This window comes from Erwinia sp. 2186 (assembly GCF_057812255.1).
Genome location: NZ_CM173824.1, coordinates 2561045 through 2580520 on the forward strand (window position 1 = coordinate 2561045; position 19476 = coordinate 2580520).

Annotated in this window: 15 protein-coding genes; 9 read left to right on the forward strand and 6 right to left on the reverse strand. The window is 57.0% G+C overall.

Annotated elements, in window-relative coordinates:
- Positions 1-10 precede the first annotated feature (10 nt).
- From ACXKZG_RS11825 to ACXKZG_RS11835, 3 genes are read left to right on the forward strand one after another with little or no spacing between them, the layout of a single operon-like run.
- Positions 11-1105, forward strand: a complete 1095-nt coding sequence (locus ACXKZG_RS11825) for a paraquat-inducible protein A (RefSeq protein ID WP_488874896.1) — start codon at positions 11-13, stop codon at positions 1103-1105.
- Positions 1102-2712, forward strand: coding sequence for a PqiB family protein (locus ACXKZG_RS11830; protein WP_488874897.1), 1611 nt, complete (start codon positions 1102-1104; stop codon positions 2710-2712). The genes ACXKZG_RS11825 and ACXKZG_RS11830 overlap by 4 nt, the downstream gene beginning before the upstream one ends.
- Positions 2713-2723: 11 nt before the next feature.
- Entirely contained in the window at positions 2724-3314 is a 591-nt protein-coding gene (locus ACXKZG_RS11835; RefSeq protein ID WP_488874898.1) for a PqiC family protein, read from the forward strand.
- Here the strand turns inward: ACXKZG_RS11835 and ACXKZG_RS11840 are convergent.
- Together ACXKZG_RS11840 and ACXKZG_RS11845 are read right to left on the reverse strand one after the other, a co-directional pair.
- Positions 3309-3944, reverse strand: coding sequence for a TetR/AcrR family transcriptional regulator (locus ACXKZG_RS11840; RefSeq protein WP_013202128.1), 636 nt, complete (start codon positions 3942-3944; stop codon positions 3309-3311). The two genes, ACXKZG_RS11835 and ACXKZG_RS11840, sit on opposite strands and share 6 nt — an antisense overlap.
- Positions 3945-4045: 101 nt before the next feature.
- Positions 4046-4963 (reverse strand): LysR family transcriptional regulator, encoded by a 918-nt coding sequence (locus tag ACXKZG_RS11845; protein ID WP_488874899.1) that lies wholly within the window; start codon positions 4961-4963, stop codon positions 4046-4048.
- 163 nt (positions 4964-5126) lie between these two features.
- Between ACXKZG_RS11845 and ACXKZG_RS11850 the strand changes: the two genes are divergently transcribed.
- The gene (locus tag ACXKZG_RS11850) at positions 5127-5828 is read left to right on the forward strand and encodes an SDR family NAD(P)-dependent oxidoreductase (RefSeq protein ID WP_013202126.1); all 702 of its coding nucleotides are present in this window, start codon (positions 5127-5129) and stop codon (positions 5826-5828) included.
- Between the two features lie 72 nt (positions 5829-5900).
- Positions 5901-6326 carry a GNAT family N-acetyltransferase gene (locus tag ACXKZG_RS11855; protein WP_488874900.1) on the forward strand — a complete coding sequence of 142 codons (426 nt, stop codon included), beginning with the start codon at positions 5901-5903 and terminating at the stop codon, positions 6324-6326.
- On the opposite strand, the gene ACXKZG_RS11860 is transcribed toward ACXKZG_RS11855, so the two are convergent.
- The 4 genes from ACXKZG_RS11860 to ACXKZG_RS11875 form a co-directional block, all read right to left on the reverse strand.
- Positions 6323-7279: a quinone oxidoreductase family protein gene (locus tag ACXKZG_RS11860; protein ID WP_151037490.1), complete on the reverse strand. Its 957-nt coding sequence runs from the start codon at positions 7277-7279 to the stop codon at positions 6323-6325. The two genes, ACXKZG_RS11855 and ACXKZG_RS11860, sit on opposite strands and share 4 nt — an antisense overlap.
- A gap of 132 nt (positions 7280-7411) precedes the next feature.
- Entirely contained in the window at positions 7412-7759 is a 348-nt protein-coding gene (locus tag ACXKZG_RS11865; RefSeq protein ID WP_013202123.1) for a VF530 family protein, read from the reverse strand.
- A 157-nt stretch (positions 7760-7916) separates the two neighbouring features.
- Entirely contained in the window at positions 7917-8933 is a 1017-nt protein-coding gene (gene ahr, locus ACXKZG_RS11870; RefSeq protein WP_013202122.1) for an NADPH-dependent aldehyde reductase Ahr, read from the reverse strand.
- Positions 8934-9135: 202 nt separating this feature from the next.
- On the reverse strand, positions 9136-10455 hold the full coding sequence (locus tag ACXKZG_RS11875; protein ID WP_488874901.1) for a methyl-accepting chemotaxis protein: 1320 nt from the start codon (positions 10453-10455) through the stop codon (positions 9136-9138).
- Between the two features lie 393 nt (positions 10456-10848).
- On the opposite strand from ACXKZG_RS11875, the gene ACXKZG_RS11880 reads away from it, so the two are divergent.
- The 4 genes from ACXKZG_RS11880 (at position 10849) to ACXKZG_RS11895 (ending at position 19451) form a co-directional block, all read left to right on the forward strand.
- On the forward strand, positions 10849-12363 hold the full coding sequence (locus ACXKZG_RS11880) for an ABC-F family ATP-binding cassette domain-containing protein (protein WP_488874902.1): 1515 nt from the start codon (positions 10849-10851) through the stop codon (positions 12361-12363).
- Positions 12364-12571: 208 nt separating this feature from the next.
- Positions 12572-14074, forward strand: coding sequence for an SrfA family protein (locus tag ACXKZG_RS11885; protein ID WP_488874903.1), 1503 nt, complete (start codon positions 12572-12574; stop codon positions 14072-14074).
- Between the two features lie 2 nt (positions 14075-14076).
- Positions 14077-17061 (forward strand): virulence factor SrfB, encoded by a 2985-nt coding sequence (locus tag ACXKZG_RS11890; RefSeq protein ID WP_488876259.1) that lies wholly within the window; start codon positions 14077-14079, stop codon positions 17059-17061.
- Positions 17058-19451, forward strand: coding sequence for a virulence factor SrfC family protein (locus ACXKZG_RS11895; RefSeq protein ID WP_488874904.1), 2394 nt, complete (start codon positions 17058-17060; stop codon positions 19449-19451). Before ACXKZG_RS11890 ends, ACXKZG_RS11895 begins: the two co-directional genes overlap by 4 nt.
- Positions 19452-19476: the final 25 nt, after the last annotated feature.

Genomic DNA, 19476 nt, shown 5'->3' on the forward strand with positions numbered 1-19476 from the left:
GGGCCGGCCCATGAACCCAGACTCAGAATTGGTGGTTTGCCCGCAGTGCAACTACCTGCATCGCCTGTCTCCTCCGGTTGGAAGTCAGGCGGCACTCTGTTGTCGCTGTCGTGCACCGCTGTGGCGAAAAGCAGGCCAGGCGCCATCGCTGTTACCCCTTGCTGTCGCGGCCGCGCTGGGCTGGCTGTTTGCCTGCCTGTTGCCCGTGATCAGCCTGAATTTTCAGGGCATCACAAAAGAGATGACGCTATGGCAAGCCGCCTGGCTGGGTCCGGGCGAGGCACACTCGCTGCTGTTGTCGGTGCTGTCGACTTTTTTGATCGTCGTCGCGCCGATGACGCAGATTTTGCTGATCGTCTGGCTGTCACTGTTTGGTCAATTTCAGCGAAAAGCCCCGGGTTTTGCTGCAATTACCTCCCTGCTCAGAAAAATCAGCCCCTGGAGTATGCCGCTGGTGGTTGCCGTGGGGTTTCTGGTGGTGGGCATCAAGCTATCCACCTTGCTTCAGGTCAAACCCGGTGCCGGCGCATGGGCGCTTGCGGCGTCTGCGCTGCTTTTCTTCCGGCTATCTGCACGGGATCTTCGTCCGTTCTGGGCAGCACCGTCAGTGCCTGAACAGCATGGAGGCAACGGTCAGGCGTGGGCGCTGTTGATAGCCGCGATGATTTTTTACCTGCCCGCGAATGTGCTGCCCGTCATGTTTACCTCTTTTTTCGGCACCGGCAGCGAGAAAACCATCTTCGAGGGGATCATTGAGTTCTGGCGCAGCGGATCTCCGGGCATTGCGCTGCTGATCTTCCTGGCCAGTATGGTTATTCCTTTAATTAAATTTATCGCGTTGGGCCTGCTGCTAATGACCAGCCAGCGCAAAAGCCCGTGGGCGCGACGCGAAAGAGACCGGTTATATCGCTTCACCGAATGGGTCGGGTGTTGGTCGATGCTTGATGTCTTCGTGGTGGTGATCGTCACCGGCCTGGTGCAATTTCCGGGCTTGAGTGAAGCCGAACCCCGGCCTGGGATTATCTATTTCGCGCTGGTGGTGATCCTGACGATGCTGTCGGCACAACGTTTTCGTTCACAAAGTATCTGGGAAGTCACGCCATGAACGCACAGCCAACTGACGAGCCACTCTATCTGCGCGGCCAACCCTATCTGATTTGGCTGGTGCCCATGGTGGCTTTGGTGATCGGGATAACCCTTCTCATTCAGTCTCATCTGGCCGCAGGGCCGCTGATCACCGTTGTCTTCACCAATGCTTCAGGACTGGAGGCGGGAAAAACCGTGGTGAAGTTCAAAGAGGTCAATGTCGGGGTGGTGGAAGCGGTCTCGCTAAGTTCTGACGATGCAAAGGTGCTGGTGCAGGTCAGACTGAATAAAAATGCAGAGAATTTAACCGCCGCAGACAGCCGTTTTTGGGTCGTTCGGCCGCGCGTGGCCATCAACGGAGTGAGCGGAATCGACACCTTGTTTTCCGGTGCCTATATCGGCGTGGATAAAGGCAAAGCCGCGCAACATGCCAGCGAATTTACCGGGCTTGAACAGCCGCCTTCGGTGATCAACGATACGCCCGGCAGTCAATTTCTGCTTAACACAGACGATCTGGGCTCGCTGGATGTGGGTTCGCCGGTCTACTTTCGCCGGGTGCAGGTTGGCCGCATTGCCTCCTACCATCTTCAGGAGGACGGGAAAGGCGTTCAGCTGCGAGTCTTTATTGACGCCCCTTACGATCGCCTGGTCACCGCCAATAGTCGGTTCTGGAACGTCAGCGGGCTGGATCTTTCCGTTGGCAGTAACGGTTTCCAGTTAAAGACACAAACGGTGGCCGCCATTATGGCCGGCGGCATCGCCTTTTACACGCCGGACAGTCAGCCATCAGCACCCGCTAATCCTGCCGCCATTTTCCCGCTGGCCGCCGATCAGGATAAAGCGATGGCGCCCGCAGATGGTCAGGCGATGACTTTTCGCCTTAGATTTGAACACTCGGTGCGTGGATTGGAGGTGGGCGCGCCGGTGGTGTTCGCCAGCGTCAGGATCGGCCGGGTCTCTGCCGTCTCGCTGGACTACGATCCCCACGGCTATCGTTTCCCCACGCTGGTCGATATTGAGGTCTATCCGGCCAGAATGGGCAACGTGCTCAATAAACTGCCTAAATCTTCAGGCGATCCGGCAATGGCGGCCGCTGTTTTCACCGAGGATCTGGTCGATCACGGGTTACGGGCGCAAGCCGTTGCCAGCAGCCTGTTAACCGGACAGCTGACCCTGACACTGGATTTTTTCCCCAAGGCGGCAAAGGTCCCGTTTGATCGCCATGCCCGGCCGTTAATGCTGCCAACGATCGGCGGCGGACTGGATGAAATTCAGCAACAGCTCGCCGATATCGTCGGTAAGGTCAATAAAATGCCGCTGGAATCGATCGGCAACCGGTTGGACAGCACGCTGTTCGAACTGAGCAAAACCCTGCGCATCGTCAATACACAAACCTTACCTGGCGCCAATTCGCTGCTGCTGTCGGTACAGAAAAGCAGTGACAACGTTCAGAACATAACTTCCGAAGATTCACCGCTGTTAATGGGGTTAGTGCAGACCCTGCAGGAATCGGCACGGGCGTTTAAAGCGATCAGAAATGTCAGCGACCAGCTGAGCCGCCATCCCGAATCGTTGATTCAGGGCCGCGCGGCCGATCGCCAGGCGAAGTCAGAAGGGAAACAGTAATGGAGGGTCGAGTGAGATATTTACTGCCCGGAATATGCCTGCTGCTGGCGGCATGTACGTCGCCTGATAGTCACTATCACACCTTAATGAGCAGCACGCCTTCCGCCGCTTATCGGAGCCATTTTGATATCAGTGTTTTGCCGGTTATCGTGCCGGCACAGCTCGATATGCAGCAGGTGGTGATCAGAGAGAACAGCAGCGGCGCGGCGATACTTGAAAACGAGCGCTGGTTAAGCCCGCTGGCTGATGAGTTTACCACCGCCCTGTCCGCTCAACTGGCGGAGCGACTGGCAACGCAGGATATTTCCGGGTTGGCGAATCAGCCGAACCGGCCCGTGGTCACCGTGAAGGTAAAAGTGCGCCGTTTTGACAGCTGGCCAGGAAACAAAATCCACCTGCAGGCTGACTGGGTGCTGACGCTGAAACCTGAAAACCGTCAGGCCCTGTGTCACAGCGATTTATCACAAGCGGTAAGGGGTGACGTTTCAGCGCTGTTCCCGGCGTGGCAAACCCTGCTCAACCGGCTCAGTGAACAGATTGCAGCGACCGCAATCACCTTGTCGACGCAAACAGCATCCTGTCCGGCACAGGGAAACTTATGACTGGCGACCCGCCTGCCCAGCCAGGGTGCCGTACAGGAAGACGTTCACGCCCCTGGTCACCATCAGTGCGATCTGCCCTGAGGTGAACTGGGGAATTTCCCGCTGCAGCATGAAACCGTCTATCTCGGCTTTCATTAACGACGTGAATTGCTGGGCACGCAGCATCGGATCGGCTTCACTCAGCTCACCTTTCCGCATGGCTTCAGACATCACCTGGCCAAGCGTGCCCATACTTTCGCGAATGCCGGCATCGAGGAAAAGGTTGCCGATATCAGAATGCCCCGCTTCACCGACCACCACGCGGTAAATTTGCATCGCCTGATTGTCACCGCCCAGCACCTTCAACATCCCTTCCCCAAACTGAATAAGCCGTTGTTCCAGGTTCTGGCCAACGTTTTCTTCTGCCACCAGTTGCAACGCGGCTTCAGTCAGAAAGCGGGTGCTGTGATGGCGGACCACCGTTTCAAAAAGCGCTTCTTTCGAAGCGAAATAGTTATACAGCGTGGCTTTGGAACCGCCGGCTCGTTTTGCTACTTCATTCATTGAGGCGCGTTCGTAGCCAACATCCTGGAAAAGTTGGGAAGCCGCGACAATGATTGCCTGACGTTTTTCCTCTGTCAGTGTTCTCATAATTATTCCTTAAAAACGGGTTGAGCCTTGATGCGATGATGATCGGAACCGCATTATTAATTACTGAACCGTACGGTTTATTATACGCAGTATGCCACAGCTCAGGCCGATAGCGTATTTTGCGGCCGACAGACGCTCAGCAGCAGTTGGCGCAGCCAGCGATGTGCGGCATCCGCATCCAGCCTGGGATGCCACATCTGTGAAACGGTGATCTCGGCCGTTTTTACCGGCAGCTCAAAGGCAACCAGTCGCCCCGACAGCATGGCGTTGTTCAGGCAGGAAGCGGGCACCAACGCCACCAGATTGGACGCTTCAGCTACCGCCAGCGCGGCAGAAAAGCCCGGCACCACTGCCGCAATTTTCCGCTGCAGGCCGGACTCGGCCAGCACGTCATCTACCGGACCCCGTAGCTTTCCACGGCGGGACGCGATCACATGACTGAAAGAGACATAACGCGCTTTGCTGACAGGGGTTTCTGCCGCCAGTGGATGCCCTTTTCTGACCACGCCAACAAAACGATCGCGGAACAGCGCCTGCAACCGCACTTCCGGCCCCATCTCACCCAGTACACCGATCTCGATATCGATCTGCCCTTCCCTGAGCGGTTCGGCGCTTTTTTCCGGCTTGGGCGCAAACCGCAGACACACGCCGGGCGCAACGGCAGCGGCGGCCGCAATCAATGCCGCACCGAACGTTTCCACAAAACCGTCATTGGTACGCAGCGTAAAGGTTCGTTCCAGGGTGGCTAACTGTAAGGTATTTGAGGAAGGTCGCAGCAGCGATCGGGCATCGGAAACCGCGTGATGGGTGCGTTCGCGCAGGCCGTCGGCATAGGGTGTCAGCACCATTTTTCGTCCGGCACGCACCAGTAACGGATCGCCGGTTACCGCACGCAGCCGGCTCAGGGTGCGGCTCATCGCCGAAGCACTTAAGCCAAGCCGACGCGCAGCGCCAGCCACACTGATTTCAGCCAGCAGCACATCTAACGCAATCAGTAAGTTCAGATCGGGATCAGTCATGCCCTATCCTGGCATGCAACAGAAACGGTGGGAAGGCGTTTGATGCAGGTTATTACTGCAAATGCTGCGTCTTCCGCCCGGTCTGTTACGGGTCTATATTTCTTTCAGTGACGCAAACGTCTTCGCTTCCCAGACCGGAAGCCTTATTCAGAGGAACTGCATAATGCCTTTATCACATGCCAAAACCGTGCTGATCGTCGGCGCTTCTCGCGGGCTGGGATTCGCGCTGGTCGAAGAGTATCTGCAGCGCGGCTGCAAGGTGGTTGCCACCGGCCGCAGCGCTTCCACCGAAAAACTGGAGATGCTCGCAGAGCAGTTCCCGCATGCGCTTGAAGTGGAAACCGTCGACATCACCGTGCCGGACGAGGTTCAGGATCTGCACTCACGCCTCAGTGAACATCGCTTTGAGATGCTGTTTGTTAATGCGGGGGTGAAAAACAAGGACGGAGAAACCATCGCCGATGTGTCCACCGAGGAGTTTATTCGCGTGATGATCACCAATGCCCTCAGCCCGATGCGCTTTATCGAAGCGTTTCAGGATTTGGTGGAGCAAAACGGAACCCTGGCGGTGATGTCTTCCGGCCAGGGCAGCCTGACCAATAACACCAACGGCAATTACGAACTCTATCGCGGCAGCAAGGCGGCGTTGAATATGTTTATGCGCAGTTTTGCCGCGCGCCACAGTGATGACAGCAAAACGCTGCTGTTGATGGCGCCAGGCTGGGTACGTACCGATATGGGCGGTGCCGGCGCGCGGTTAACCATCGGTGAAAGCATTCCGTCACTGGTCAATACCATGGCGGAATATGAAGGCCGCCGCGGGCTGCACTATCTGGATTATCAGGGAAAGGTGGTGCCGTGGTAAGGCGCGGATCATTGATCTGGAGAGGGGTTATTGTGTTATAACGCCTTAAAATCAGAGCAAAAAGGGACCGCAATGAAACTGACCGTCAGCCATAAAATTACCGATAAAGATCGTGAAGAATTGCTGGATGGGCTTCGAGCGTATAACCGCCAATTTTTCAGTAACAGCCACTGGCATGAGGTGGGGATTTACCGCCACGACAGTGAAGGCAAGATGACCGGCGGGCTTATTGCCACCAAAAGAGGTCCCTGGCTGTGCATTGACTATCTGTGGGTCAGCGAAAGCAGCAGAGGCTCTGGATTAGGCAGTGAACTGATGAAAGCGGCAGAGCAGGAAGCCCTGACGCTGGGCTGCCTGCATGTTCAGGTCGATACGATGAGCTTCCAGGCGCTGCCGTTTTACCAGAAACTCGGCTATGCGCTGAAAATGTCTCTGCCGGATTTCCCCGAGCGAGGCATGCAGAGACATTATCTGACCAAAGAGGATCTGGCTGACTAAAGGGTCATCACCACGCGGCCAATGCGGCCGCGCTCTTCTGCACGGCGATGGGCTTCGGCCACATCGGCGAAGGCGAAGGTGGCGTCAATCGGCACGTTCAGTTCGCCGTTAAGCGCCTGGTTGAGCAGTTCCTCAATCAGTTTACGCGGTTCCGGCTCACCCATAATTGGGCCAAGCAGGCAGCCAATCACCGTTTGACGGCGCATCAGCAATTGTCCGGCATCGATTTGCGTTTTGCGGCCACCGAATACACCAACCAATACCGCCCGTCCGCCTTCGTTCAATGCCTGAAGCGCATCATTTAATACATCGCCGCCGACGTTATCGATAATCAGATCGACGCCCTTGCCGTCCAGCAGTGCGCGAACCTGCTCATGGGCGGTTTTATCGGCGGTGACGATGGCGTCAGACAGGCCATATTCGCGCAGTTTTTCCAGGCTTTCCGCACGGGTGCCGGTGCCAATCACGCGCGCGCCCTTCTTCGCTGCCAGTTGCACTGCCGCCACGCCCACGCCACCGCTGGCACCTAACACCAGCACGGTCTGACCGGCCTTGAGCGCGCCCAGTTCCAGAACCCATGCCGCCGTTCCGGCACTGACCGGGATAGTCGCCGCCACGCCCAAATCCAGTCCATCCGGCACCACAAAACAGTTGCCCGCCGGAACAGCGCGCAACTCAGCGTGGGAGCCTTTCCACGAGAAGGTCGTGACCTTTTGACCCAGGCTAAATCCGCTGACGTCTTTACCGATTTGTACGATTTCACCGGCGGCGGAATAGCCGATCACCGCATGGTCTTCCTGAGGAAATTCGCGGCGATTTACCAGATCACCCCCCTCAATGCTGATCGCTTCAACCCGAATCAACAGTTCATTATCCGCAGGAACCGGATCGGCAACGTCCGCAATATGGAGGACTTCAGGTTTGCCAGGTGAGGTGTAGATTGCAGCTTTCATGGGTAATCCTTTCGTTATTCGTCATAAACCAGCGCTGACCGTCAGGTCGTTGCCATGATGAATGAAAGAGTATCAGCCATAAATGCCTGCTCACTTGCCCGAACATGCCTTAAGCGCTAAGAAGCCTCTGATTTACTGGTCTTTCTTTTTCCAGTTCGCCCAGGGATCTTCGGTGAGGATGTCTGGCTCGTGCGTCGCGCTGTGATCGGGCACCGGCGCAGATTGTGGCACTGCTGTGGCGCGGGTGGTCGCGGCAGATTTGTCGTTCAGCGAGGCAAGGTACAAATCCTCCACTTCCTTACGTGCCCACGGCGTGCGGCGCAGGAATTTCAGGCTGGATTTGACGCTCGGGTCGCTTTTGAAGCAGTTGATGTTGATGCGGTTGGCCAACTCGGCCCAACCAAAGCGATCCACTAAAGCGAGAACGACGGCTTCAAGGGTTACGCCATGCATTGGGTCATTTGAAGAGTGAGTGGTCATGGTATGTCCTGATCCGGGTGAGAATGGCGGACAACATACTGAATGCTGCGCGGGAGTGCAATAACACTGATTATAGCGGGTGAATGCCCGGCTTCAGACAATAAAAAACCAGCGCACAGTGCGCTGGTTAACAATGTCAGGAACTTTTATGCGCGAATCAGAAATCCGCTTTCAGAACCACACGGAAATTCGCTTTACCGGCGCGGACATGATCCAGCGCGTCGTTGATTTTCGACATTGGGAAGAACTCGACCTGTGGGGCGATGTTGGCACGGGATGCCAGCTTCATCAGAGAGCGCAGCTGGCCCGGAGAACCGGTAGAAGAACCCGTTACCGCTTTGTCGCCCATAATCAGGTCGAACGCGCTGACCTGGAACGGCTTCATCACTGCACCCACGGTATGGAATTTACCCTGTGGCGCCAGCGCGTCAAAGTACGGTTTCCAGTCAAGGTCGACAGCCACGGTGCTGAGGATCAGATCGAAACGTCCGGCCTGCGCTTTCAGGGCTTCAGGATCGCGGCTGTTCACCACCTCATCTGCGCCCATATCCAGAATCGACTGCTTTTTGCCTGGCGTTGAGCTGAATGCCACCACTTCCGCGCCCATTGCACGCAGGATTTTGATGGCGATGTGGCCCAGACCACCAATCCCAATCACCGCGACGCGGCTCATGGCGTTGATGTTGCTCATCAGCAGCGGTTTGAACACCGTAATACCGCCACACAGCAGCGGACCGGCGCTGGCCACGTCCAGGCTTTCCGGAAGCGGGATCACCCACTGCCAGTCTGCACGCAGTTTTTCAGCAAAACCGCCGTGATTCAGGATGGTCGGCGTTGAACCGTTTTCACAGTTAACCTGCTCACCCTTGATACAGGAATCGCAGTGCTGACAGCTTTTCGCCGTCCAGCCAATGCCGACACGCTGACCGACTTTCAGGCCTTTGCCCGCAGCCGCTTCGCCCAGTGCCGAAACGCGACCAATCACTTCATGGCCGGCAATGGTCGGGTAGCTGGAGATGCCCCACTCATTATCAATCATCGACAGGTCAGAATGGCAGACACCGCAGTATTCAACCTCCACTTCCACTTCTTCTGTACTAAGTGCACCTGCTTCGTATTCGTACAGTTCAAGGGCCTGTCCGGCTTGCATAGCTGCGTAGCTTTTAATTTTCACTCTTCACCTCGGTTTTTGAAATTACCTGAGAGAGTTTAGCAAACCGCTCAAGGCTGCCATGGACCGAAACGCGTCATAAGAGACCAGTCTATTGTATCTGATTGTAACTATTGCGGTTTTATCGACCAGACCGCGCGAAAATTAACCTCGCGGTAAAATGAACCGCGAGGCGTCGATAACCAGAGATTACGCCGGGCGCCACTTAATCCGTCAGTTTGTGGGTAACGTGGCCGATCGCTTCGACAACCTGCGAGGAATTGGCCTGAATATCGACGATCACGTTACCCGCTTCGCGCACCAGATGGACGCCTTCATCGGCACGCACCAGGTTTGCGGTGATGTTCTTCTGCGCCATCGCCGCTAACTCGTGGTTGCGATCGACCACACCGGAGATCTCCTGACTGGCGGTATGAATATTGGCCGCCAGGCTGCGCACCTCGTTGGCAACCACCGCAAAGCTGCGGCCATGGGTGCCGGCGCGTGCAGCTTCCACCGCCGCATTCAGCGCCAGCAGGTTGGTCTGGCTGGCAATCGAGCGGATAGTTTCGACAATCACCCCAATTTGCGCCGACTGCGAGCTGAGCCCGTTAATATCGTTGGAGACTTTGCGCAGCTCGCTGGCAATTTCATTCATTTTGCGCACGCTGTTTTCAATCACCGTCACGCCAACGCGGGTATTTTCACTGGTTTCCAGCGCGGCCTGATAGGCGTGCTCGGCGGCTTCGCGCTCCTGCTGGTTTTTCAGCACCTGTGGTGACACGTCGGTGGCAAACTTCACCACTTCATACAGCTGATTGTTTTCGTCGAATACCGGGTTATAGGTGGCGCGCAGCCAGATGGTTTTGCCCTGCTTATTGATGCGCGCAAACTGCCCGGAAACAAAGTCGCCACGGCGCAGCTTCTTCCAGAACTCGGCGTATTCCCGGCTGTTCGCCAGCTCAGGCGTACAAAACAGGCTGTGATTTTTGCCGATAATTTCATGGGACTGATAGCCCATGGTTTTCAGGAAATTGTCATTGGCGCGCAGCACCTGGCCGCGCAGGTTAAAGGCAATCACCGCCATTGAGCGGTTAATCGCATTGGTCATCGCCCGCTGTTCCTGCGCATCCAGAATGTGGTCGGTGATGTCCGAGGCCAGCTTAACGATTTTGATCACCCGACCGCTGCGGTCCTGCACCGGCACGTAATTGGCCTCCAGCCACAAGGGACGGCTGTTTTTGGCAATGCGCAGAAACTTATTGCTGAAGCTTTCGCCCTGTTTCAGCCGTTGCCAGAAGTGGGCATATTCGGGCGAACTGACCAGCGATGGCGGGCAAAACATCCGGTGATGCTGTCCGATCACCTCATGCAACTCGTAATCCATCTTTTCTAAAAACAGCGCATTGGCATTCAAAATAATGCCTTCGGGCGTGAATTCGATCATCGCAATGGCGTCGTTCAGCGAACTTAATGTCGCTTTTGAATGACGGGTATTGTTGTAGAAAACACGTGATAAAACCCCGGATTTAATCGTGCTAATCATGTTGTAACCTTATTGTCATATTTATGGTATTCGTCACAAGTACACTATCGGCAGATTTGGCGGAAATTTAAGCTGTAATTGAGAGGCATCTTTAAAACGGTTTTTTCTGATTATTTTCAATGCGATTTGAAACCCTGTTGATTTCATGGCTATACTTCTGGCACCGATTAACCCTTAACCAATAGTAAGGAGGCCCCCATGCAGTATTGTGAAATGAATTTATTTTCACGTACTTTTGGTATTTGGGCTGCTCAGGCTAATCCGCTTTCCTGCGGCGATGACCTGAGCTTGAGCGAAGCTACCTACTGATTTTCCCTTCCCTCCGGCTTTCCGGGTTGTCGTCTGCTTTTTATGACGACGGGCATGCTTTTGCCTGCAACTCTGGATTAAGCAATGAGCACATTACTTTCTGCACAATCACTCTGTTTTGATAACGCCTTTGGTCCGCTGTTGGATCGGGTTTCCCTGACGCTTTCACGCGGCGATCGTATTGGCCTGATTGGTCATAACGGCTGTGGCAAAAGCACCCTTCTGCATCTGCTTTCCGCCGATATCGAGCCTGTTTCCGGTTCGGTGACTAAAGCCAGTCATTGTCTGATGGCGCATATCGAACAGCACCTTCCCGCAGCGTTGACCCAATCGACGTTGATTGACGCGGTTGTTGCCCAACTTCCCGCTGCCGAACGTCAAAGCGATCGCTGGCAGGCCGAGGTAATGCTCGACCGCTTAGGCTTTGACGAAGCTGTCTGGCAACAACAGGTTGATACCCTCAGCGGCGGACAGCATACGTGTCTGCTGCTGGCGAGAGCGTTAATGCTGCAGCCCGATTTATTGCTGCTTGATGAACCGGGCAACCACCTGGATTTGCCGACGCTACTGTGGCTGGAGCAGTTTCTGAAAAGCTGGCACGGCAGTTTTGTACTGGTGTCTCATGACCGCTATCTGCTGGATCGCGTCACTCAGCGCAGCTGGATTATGCGTGACCAGCAGCTGCACAGCTTTCACTTGCCCTGTAGCCAGGCGCTGGCGGAACTGGCCCTGCGGGATGAGACCGATGCGTTACGCAATCAGGCCGAGCAGCGTGAAATCGATCGGGTGACGAAAAGCGCGAAACGGCTGGCAGTATGGGGAAAGGTTTACGATAACGAGGATTTGTCCCGCAAGGCTAAGCAGATGGAGAAGCGCGTCGACAAGCTCCGGGATGAGCAAACGCTGCTGACGGAAGGATCGAAATGGCGGCTGACGCTACAGGGCGAAGCACTGCCTGCCGATCGGCTTATTGAGCTACACAATGCGGCGATTTCCGCCGATGTTGGCTCTCCGCGGCTGTTTACCGTCAACAGTCTGAAGGTCAAAAGTGGCGATCGCGTGGCGATTATCGGCGCCAACGGCGGCGGTAAATCCTCTCTGCTGCGTACCGTCTGGCAGGGATTTTCGCACCCGCGTGACGGGCTGGTGTTTCATCCCCGCGTTGAGGTGGGCTATTACGATCAGCGGCTAATGCAGCTCGATGAGCGTGAAAGCCTGAGCGATGCGCTGGCGCGTTTTGCCCCGATGACCAGCGAACAGCGGAAAATGGCGTTAATCAGCGCCGGATTTTCGTGGGTACGCCATCAGCAAGCGGTCAGTACGCTGAGCGGCGGCGAGCGATCGAGGCTGCTTTTTGTCGGCCTCTCGCTGGCGCGTTATTCCCTGCTGCTGCTCGACGAGCCGACCAACCATCTGGATCTGGATGGCAAAGCGCAGCTCGCCGCTACGTTAGGTAACTATCAGGGTGCCGCGCTGATCGTCAGTCACGACCGGGAGCTGATCGCCTCAAGCTGCAATCGCTTCCTGCTGATCGACCAGCATCGCATTGAGGAATGGCACGATCTGGACAGGCTGTACGCCCGTTTAGCCGGCGAGTAAGCGGTTAAACGGCAGGATATCCCCCGGCCAAGGATGGCCACCGTGAATTTTCACCCTATTCGGCACCGCCTTTCGCGCATCCCATTGCGAAAGTAATCACCTGTTTACCCTCTTATTTCCGCCTTAGCCTTAAGTCAAATTCAACTACACTATCGGCAACACTGGAGAATAGTTTACTTTCCACTTCTGACTAGAAGGTCCTTTTTGCGTGGCAAAATCATTCTTACGCAGCGGAAGTCTGGATGCGGTTCTGCCTCTTGGCGAGAACGGTCAGCCCGTTTATTTGTCAGCCCTGCAACTGCGCGAAACGCTGCGCCTCAGGAAACAACCTCAGATTGCTGATTGCCTGGCTATCCCTCAGCCTAACGATGCCGGCGATCGCCTTGACTGGTACTCACCGATTTCCGGAAAGGTCACTTCCTGGGCCGCCGCGAGCGAAAGCTCCCGCAGCCATGCGCTCAATCAGCTGATCGCCTGCCAGCAGGCCGTTGCGGATATGTGCCAGAAAGCACAGCAGTCAGAAAAAACCAGCCAGAAGCTGTTCGGTGCCCTGCTCGCCAAGGCGCTGCAGTTCCCCGACCAGAACTTTGTCTATCTGGTGGGCGGTAAGCCGGTGCTGACCTTCTGGGGCTTCGTCAGCCTGGATAAAAAATCCCGTCAGGATGCACTGGATTGCCTGCGCGCCGTGGAAGAGGACGAGCCGCCACTGAATCTCTCCAAAATGACGGCGACGATCCCCGCGGTTACCGCCGTGGCCCCGGTTATCGTTCCTGCTCCGGTTGCCGCCGCACCTGACGTGCTGCCAGAGCCGGTTGCCGTGACGCCATTATTACCGGAAGCCCCGGTGGATGCAGCCCCTGCAGCCGTAGAAGCGCAACCGACGGTGACATCGCCTGCCGCGAAAAATAAGCTGATCCGCTACGGCTGGATGGTGCCGGCTGCCGCGTTGCTGATTGCCTTTGGCGTGCAGATTAAAGGCTGTGTTTCCCAACCGAATACGGCGAAAACCGCCACGCCGGCGGAAGTGAAACCGGCCGCGCCTGAAGCGACGAAAGCGCAGCCAGACGCCCAGACACAGCCTGAAGCGACAGCCACAACGCCCGCCGTTGCACCTCAGTCTGCTGCCGCACCTCAGTCCGCCGCTGCACCTCAGCCAGCAGCCGCGCCTGAAGCCGCTAAACCACAAACGCCTGCTGACGTGAAGCCTGCGCTGCCGGTTGCGCCTTCAACCGTTGCCCCGGTTGACGCGACGCCTGCGGCGACGCCTGCGGCGACACCCGCGGCAGAACAACCCGCTGAACCGGTCGCCGACCTGCCACCCGCGCAGAAAGATGATCTGGTGCTGCCGGCCAATGCGGTGAAGCTGGGATCAACCAAATTCCTTGATGGCCAGTGGCGCGTGATTGTTGGCGGTAAGAACCCAATCACCGGCAAGCCACCGAGCCTGCGCTATCAGATGAAAGCTGGCAAAGGCGTGGCAAAAATGACCATGGGCGATGGCATCGTGTGCCGCGTTGATGTGTATGCCGGCCTGATGAAATCCGGCAACCTGGTGATCAACAGCCGCACCAAAGCCAAATGCAGTGACGGTTCGCGCTATCAGATGCCGGACCTGGTATGTAAACAAGGCCTGACTGGCGCAGCCGAATGCAGCGGACAGTACGATGCCAATACGGTGTTACCGATGACGATGAAGCGCGAGAGTAAATGATGATGCTGGCAACGATCGCTGATTTTAAACCGAATATGACGCTGATTCAGAACAGTGGCATTCAGTTCCTCGACTTTGCGCTGACGCCTGAGCTGGACGCCGATCTGCCGGGCAAATTTGTCCGCCAGACCGCCAACGGCCCGCTGCTGCGCCTGAACTTCAACACGCAAAACGGCAAATATATGCTGCCGGTGAACGCCGGCACCGCGCCTGAAGTGGTGAAGCCGGAGTTCAGCTTCCCGCTGGAACAATCCCTTGCGCTGCTGAACGGCATCTGGCTGCCGCTGCCCTTCCTGCGCTTTAATCCGCCGCGCACCTTTATAGGTGGCCCGGACAACTGGGCGCGCATGCAGATTATCGCCCTTGATAAGCCGGATCAGAATGGCAACTCGCACCGCGTCTGCCTGGCCTTTGAAACCCGTGTCTGGGCCGAAGGTGAAGATGAGTCGCTGGCGTTGAACGAAAGCGACGTCAAAAATGGCGTCAGCTTTGCGCTGGCACATCGCAGTAACGAACTGGGTGAATTCCTCGACCACACCTGGATTGACGGCTGGCTGCGCGAAGTGTTCAGCCAGCAGGCAGCCAGCGTGGAAGACCGCCCGCAGGTCAATATTCGTGCCGCCCTGCGCGAGTTTGAATATCAGGCGCATTACCTGAATGTCCTGCATATGCTCGGCGAGCAGCTAAACCTGCCAGAGCTGAAAATCAGCGCCGCCACTCTGCAGGAACCGGCGATCCCGGTGGATTTAATCCTCGATGTCGGCAACTCGCACACCTGCGGCATTATGGTGGAAGAGCATGTTGACGATCATCATGGCCTCAAGCACACCTACGAACTGCATCTGCGCAACCTGAGCGAACCGCATCAGCTGTTTAACGAGCTGTTTGAAAGCCGCGTGGAATTTGCCCAGGCCAACTTTGGCAAACAGAACTTCTCGGTCGAAAGCGGCCGCGATGACGCCTTTATCTGGCCGTCGATCACCCGCGTGGGCCGCGAAGCCAGCCATCTGGCGTTGCAACGTCTCGGCACCGAAGGCGCCACCGGCATCTCCAGCCCGCGTCGCTACCTGTGGGATGAAGAGAGCTACACGCCGGGCTGGCGCTTCAGCCGGACGCCGGGCAACTCCGCTCAGGAGCCGCTGGCCACCGCTGCGCCGATGACCAATCTGGTCAATGACGAAGGCCAGCCGCTGTATAATCAACCGTTTGATGAGCGTCTGCCGGTGTTCCTGCCGCAGTACAGCCGCAGCTCGGTAATGAGCTTTATGCTGTCCGAACTGCTGGCCCAGGCCCTGATGCAGATGAACAGCGCCATCCAGCGCCAGAAAATGCTGCACAGCAGCGCGCCGCGCCAGTTACGCAACATCATCCTGACGCTACCGTCGGCGATGCCGAAACCCGAGCGGGAAATCTTCCGCCGCCGGATGCACGAAGCCATCGCGCTGGTGTGGAAAGCGATGGGCTGGCACCCGGCGGATGACGACTTTACCAGCGCCAAAGACAAGGCCAAAAGCCTGGTACCGGTGCCGGAAGTGCAAATGGAATGGGATGAAGCCACCTGTGGTCAGATGGTCTATCTCTACAATGAAACCCAGGTGAACTTTGGTGGCCGTGCGGAAGCCTTCTTTGTCAGCATGGCACGCCCGGACCGCGCCCGCGCGGCGGATGAGCCGGTTGGCAAAACCCTGCGCATCGCCTCGATTGATATCGGCGGCGGCACCACGGACCTGGCGATCACCCAGTACCGTCTTGATGATGGCGTCGGCAACAACGTCAAAATCATGCCGCGCCTGCTGTTCCGTGAAGGCTTTAAGCTGGCGGGTGACGACATCTTACTCGACGTGATCCAGCTGTATGTCCTGCCGGCCTTACAGGCGGCGTTTAAGCAGGCTGGGATGGTCAACCCGGAAGGCGTGATGACCCGCCTGTTCGGCCATGAAGGTCGTCTGGACGGACACTCCACGCTGCGTCAGCAGGTGACCTTGCAGGTGTTTATTCCGGTCGGCCAGGCGATTCTGGAAGCCTACGAGCGCTTCGACCCGCTGGATCTGAATGCCGAAGTGGATGCCCGCTTTGAAGAGTTGCTGGCGCTGCCACCGACCAGCAAGCTGCTGGATTACATCAACCGGGAAATCCAGCGCGAGCTGCCGGGTGAAGCCGATGAGTTTGATATTCTGCGCGTGCCGCTGATCGTCAAGTTGAGCAAGCTGCACGCCGAGTTCCTTTCACCGCGCATGAATATCACCCACAGCCTGCGTTCGATGGCGGAAGTGGTGGCGGTATATGATTGCGATGTGCTGCTGCTTACCGGCCGCCCTTCACGCTTCCCTGGCGTGCAGGCGCTGTTCCGCCACCTTCAGCCGCTGCCGGTCAGCCGTATTCTGTCGCTGGACGGTTACCACACCAACGACTGGTATCCGTTTAACAAACAGGGCCGCATTGAGAACCCTAAATCTACCGCCGCCGTCGGGGCAATGCTCTGCCTGCTGTCGCTGGATTTACGCCTGGCGAACTTCTGGTTCAAGGCCGGCGATTTCCAGCCCTATTCAACCATCCGCTATCTGGGGATGCTGGACAGCAACGGCGCGCTGAGCACGGATAACGTCTGGTATGGCGATATCGATCTGGATGACGAGAAGTTCAGCCTCGATTCCCGTCAGCGTTTCCAGGTACGCGGTGCCCTGACGCTGGGCTTCCGTCAGCTGGATAATGACCGCTGGCCCGCCTCGCCGCTTTACACCCTGCACATTGCCGATCCACAGCTGGCGCGCAGCGTGGCTGGCGATAAGGTGCTGAAAATTAAACTTGCTGTCGCTAAAGAATCCGGCGACTTTGGCCCGGAACGCTTTGAAATTGCGGACGCCACGCTCGATGACGGCACCCAGGTTCCGCTGGAGCATTTACGCCTGAAGCTGAATACCTTAGCCAGCAGCGGATCGGGATTAACCCATTACTGGATCGACAGCGGGAGCGTATACAAGAAATGAAACCTTTGACGCCAAAACAGCTGTCCGGCACCTTCGGCAAAAAACTGGAAACGCTGGCCAAAGGCATTGAGCGCTCGGTCAGCTGGCTGGAAAGCGCCCGCGAAACCTCGCCGCGCCTGAATATGGAAGCCGATCGCCTGAGCGTGCGGCTGCAGCGTCAGCTGAATAAAGCCACTAACCTGCTGGAAGCCGCCGGTAAAGAGTGCGCGATTGGCTTTTTCGGCCTGTCGCAGGCCGGTAAGTCCTATCTGATCACCTCCCTGGCGGCCAGTGAAAAAGGCAAAACCGAGATTGCGCTGGGCAATACGGTCATCGACTACAGCGTGCTGAATCCGCAACAGCTGACCGGCACCATGGTGGTTCGCTACAGCGGTCAGCAGGTTCGCGTTGATAATGAGTGGCCGGTGCAGCTGGCGCTGTTGAGTGAAGCAGAGCTGGTCGCTATTCTGGCCGACGTCTGGTCACGCCGCTGCGGCGATCAACCGGCGGTGCTCGACGAGCAGCAGATTTCTGAACGGTTGAAAACGGTGTCGATGTACCGTCAGCCAGAGGCCATCGATGGCATGAACCGCCAGGACGTGGTGGCCTTGTGGGATCGCCTTGCCACCTCGCAGCTGTGTTCCGGTAAAGCGCTGGAAACGCACTTCTGGCCGCTGGCGATTGAACTGGCCCCGATGCTCGGCGTCGACGATCGTGCCCGCCTGTTCTCGCTGTTATGGAATGAAGATCGCGGGCTGACCGCCCTTTATCGCCAGCTGGCGCACGTGCTGCATCATGTCTCCTGCGTGCCTCGCGTGCTGGCTCCGCTGGCGGCGCTGGACGATGCGTCCCTGAGTATTTTGAATAGCAACGGCCTGCGTTATTTCAACGCCTCATCGGATCGCGTGATTCAGGTGGTGCCTCAGCATAACGGCCGCAATCTGCAGCCGGTCAATCTGCCGCTGGCCGAGCTGGCGCTATTAGGCCGCGAAGTGCTGATGCCGCTGTACAGCGCCCCGCGTGAAAGCCTGTTCGAGCAGGTCGATATGCTGGATTATCCCGGCTTCGAACAGCCTGCGGTGCTGCCCGATGATGAACACCATGAGCTGGCGCTGGCCTTTATGACCGCCAAGCGCCCTTTCCTGTTAACCCGTGCCGCAGAGCATCAGGATGTTAACCTGCTGATGGTGTGCAGCGCCGTCGGTCACCGCGCGGAGACCCGCACCGTCGGCCGCGTGCTGGACAACTGGGTGAAGCAGACTCAGGGCGAAAATACCCAGGTGCGCAGTCGCCGCAAGCCCGGCCTGATTTGGGCACTGACGCCGTTCGATCAGCGCATCACCCGTGGACAAAACTTTGATGCAGCCGTTCAGCGTTATGTCGGTAATCCGGGCGATGTCTGGGGATCGATGCTGGCGATGGATGAAAAAGGCGTTAAGCGTATGGCGGGCTGGCTGATGACCGAGATCCGTCGCGAAGCCAAAGTGGAAAGATTGCAGGAACAAAGCGCCGAAATCCGTCGTGAACTGGCTGAAAACCTGCTGGGCCGCTGGTATCTGGCCTCCGAGAAGGAAGAGCCGCAGGCGCGTCTGCGCATTGCCGGAAGCCTGCTGAAATCCTTGCAGGCCAGAACCGGCGTGCATGGCGAGCTGCTGGAAAGGTTGTTACCAGCGCGTGAAACCCTGCGTCACCTGTTCCTTCAGCGTCAGAACCCCGGCGAGCGTCCGCTGGTGGAAGAATATGCGTTAAGTGAAGACGACCCGTTTGGCATCGGCATGAGCATCGATTTACTGAGCGATGAGCCGGTTGCCGGACTGCTGAATGCGGAAGAGCAACACGCCGCCGAAGAGCCGGAAGCCGAATTTGCCCAGCAGGTGTATCGCCACTGGATCAATATTCTGCGTCAGTTGCCGGATCAGGGGCCGCTGCTGGAGCTGCTGGGCGTGACCAAGCCGACGCTGGAAATGCTGACCGAAGAGTTGGTGACCGCCAGCATCCGTTTAGATATTGAAGCCCTGCTGGTGAAAAAGCTGACCGATCATGACGCGTCAGGCACGCCGGTTGAAATGATGGCCGATCGTCAGGTTTCCCGCGCGCTGAGCGTGATGGGGGATTTTGTCGCCTGGTTAGGTTTCCAGCATGTGCCGGAAGCCGAGCGTCCGCAGAGCAAGATCAACCGTGGAAAGCCGATTTTCGCCAAACCGGAAACGCAGACCGCCAGCCTGGGCCCCGGCCAGCGCCTGACCAAACTGGATCTGAAACCGAATAATTACGCGGCCTGGTATATTTATGACTGGCTGGTGGGATTAAACGAGATGATTTTACAAAACGCGGGCTACTCGGCAGCGCGTGAAATCAACAGCGAACAGCGTGATGAGCTGGCATTAATCCTGAAGCAGATTGGCAAGTAAAGCATGAAAAAACCGGGGCAGATTC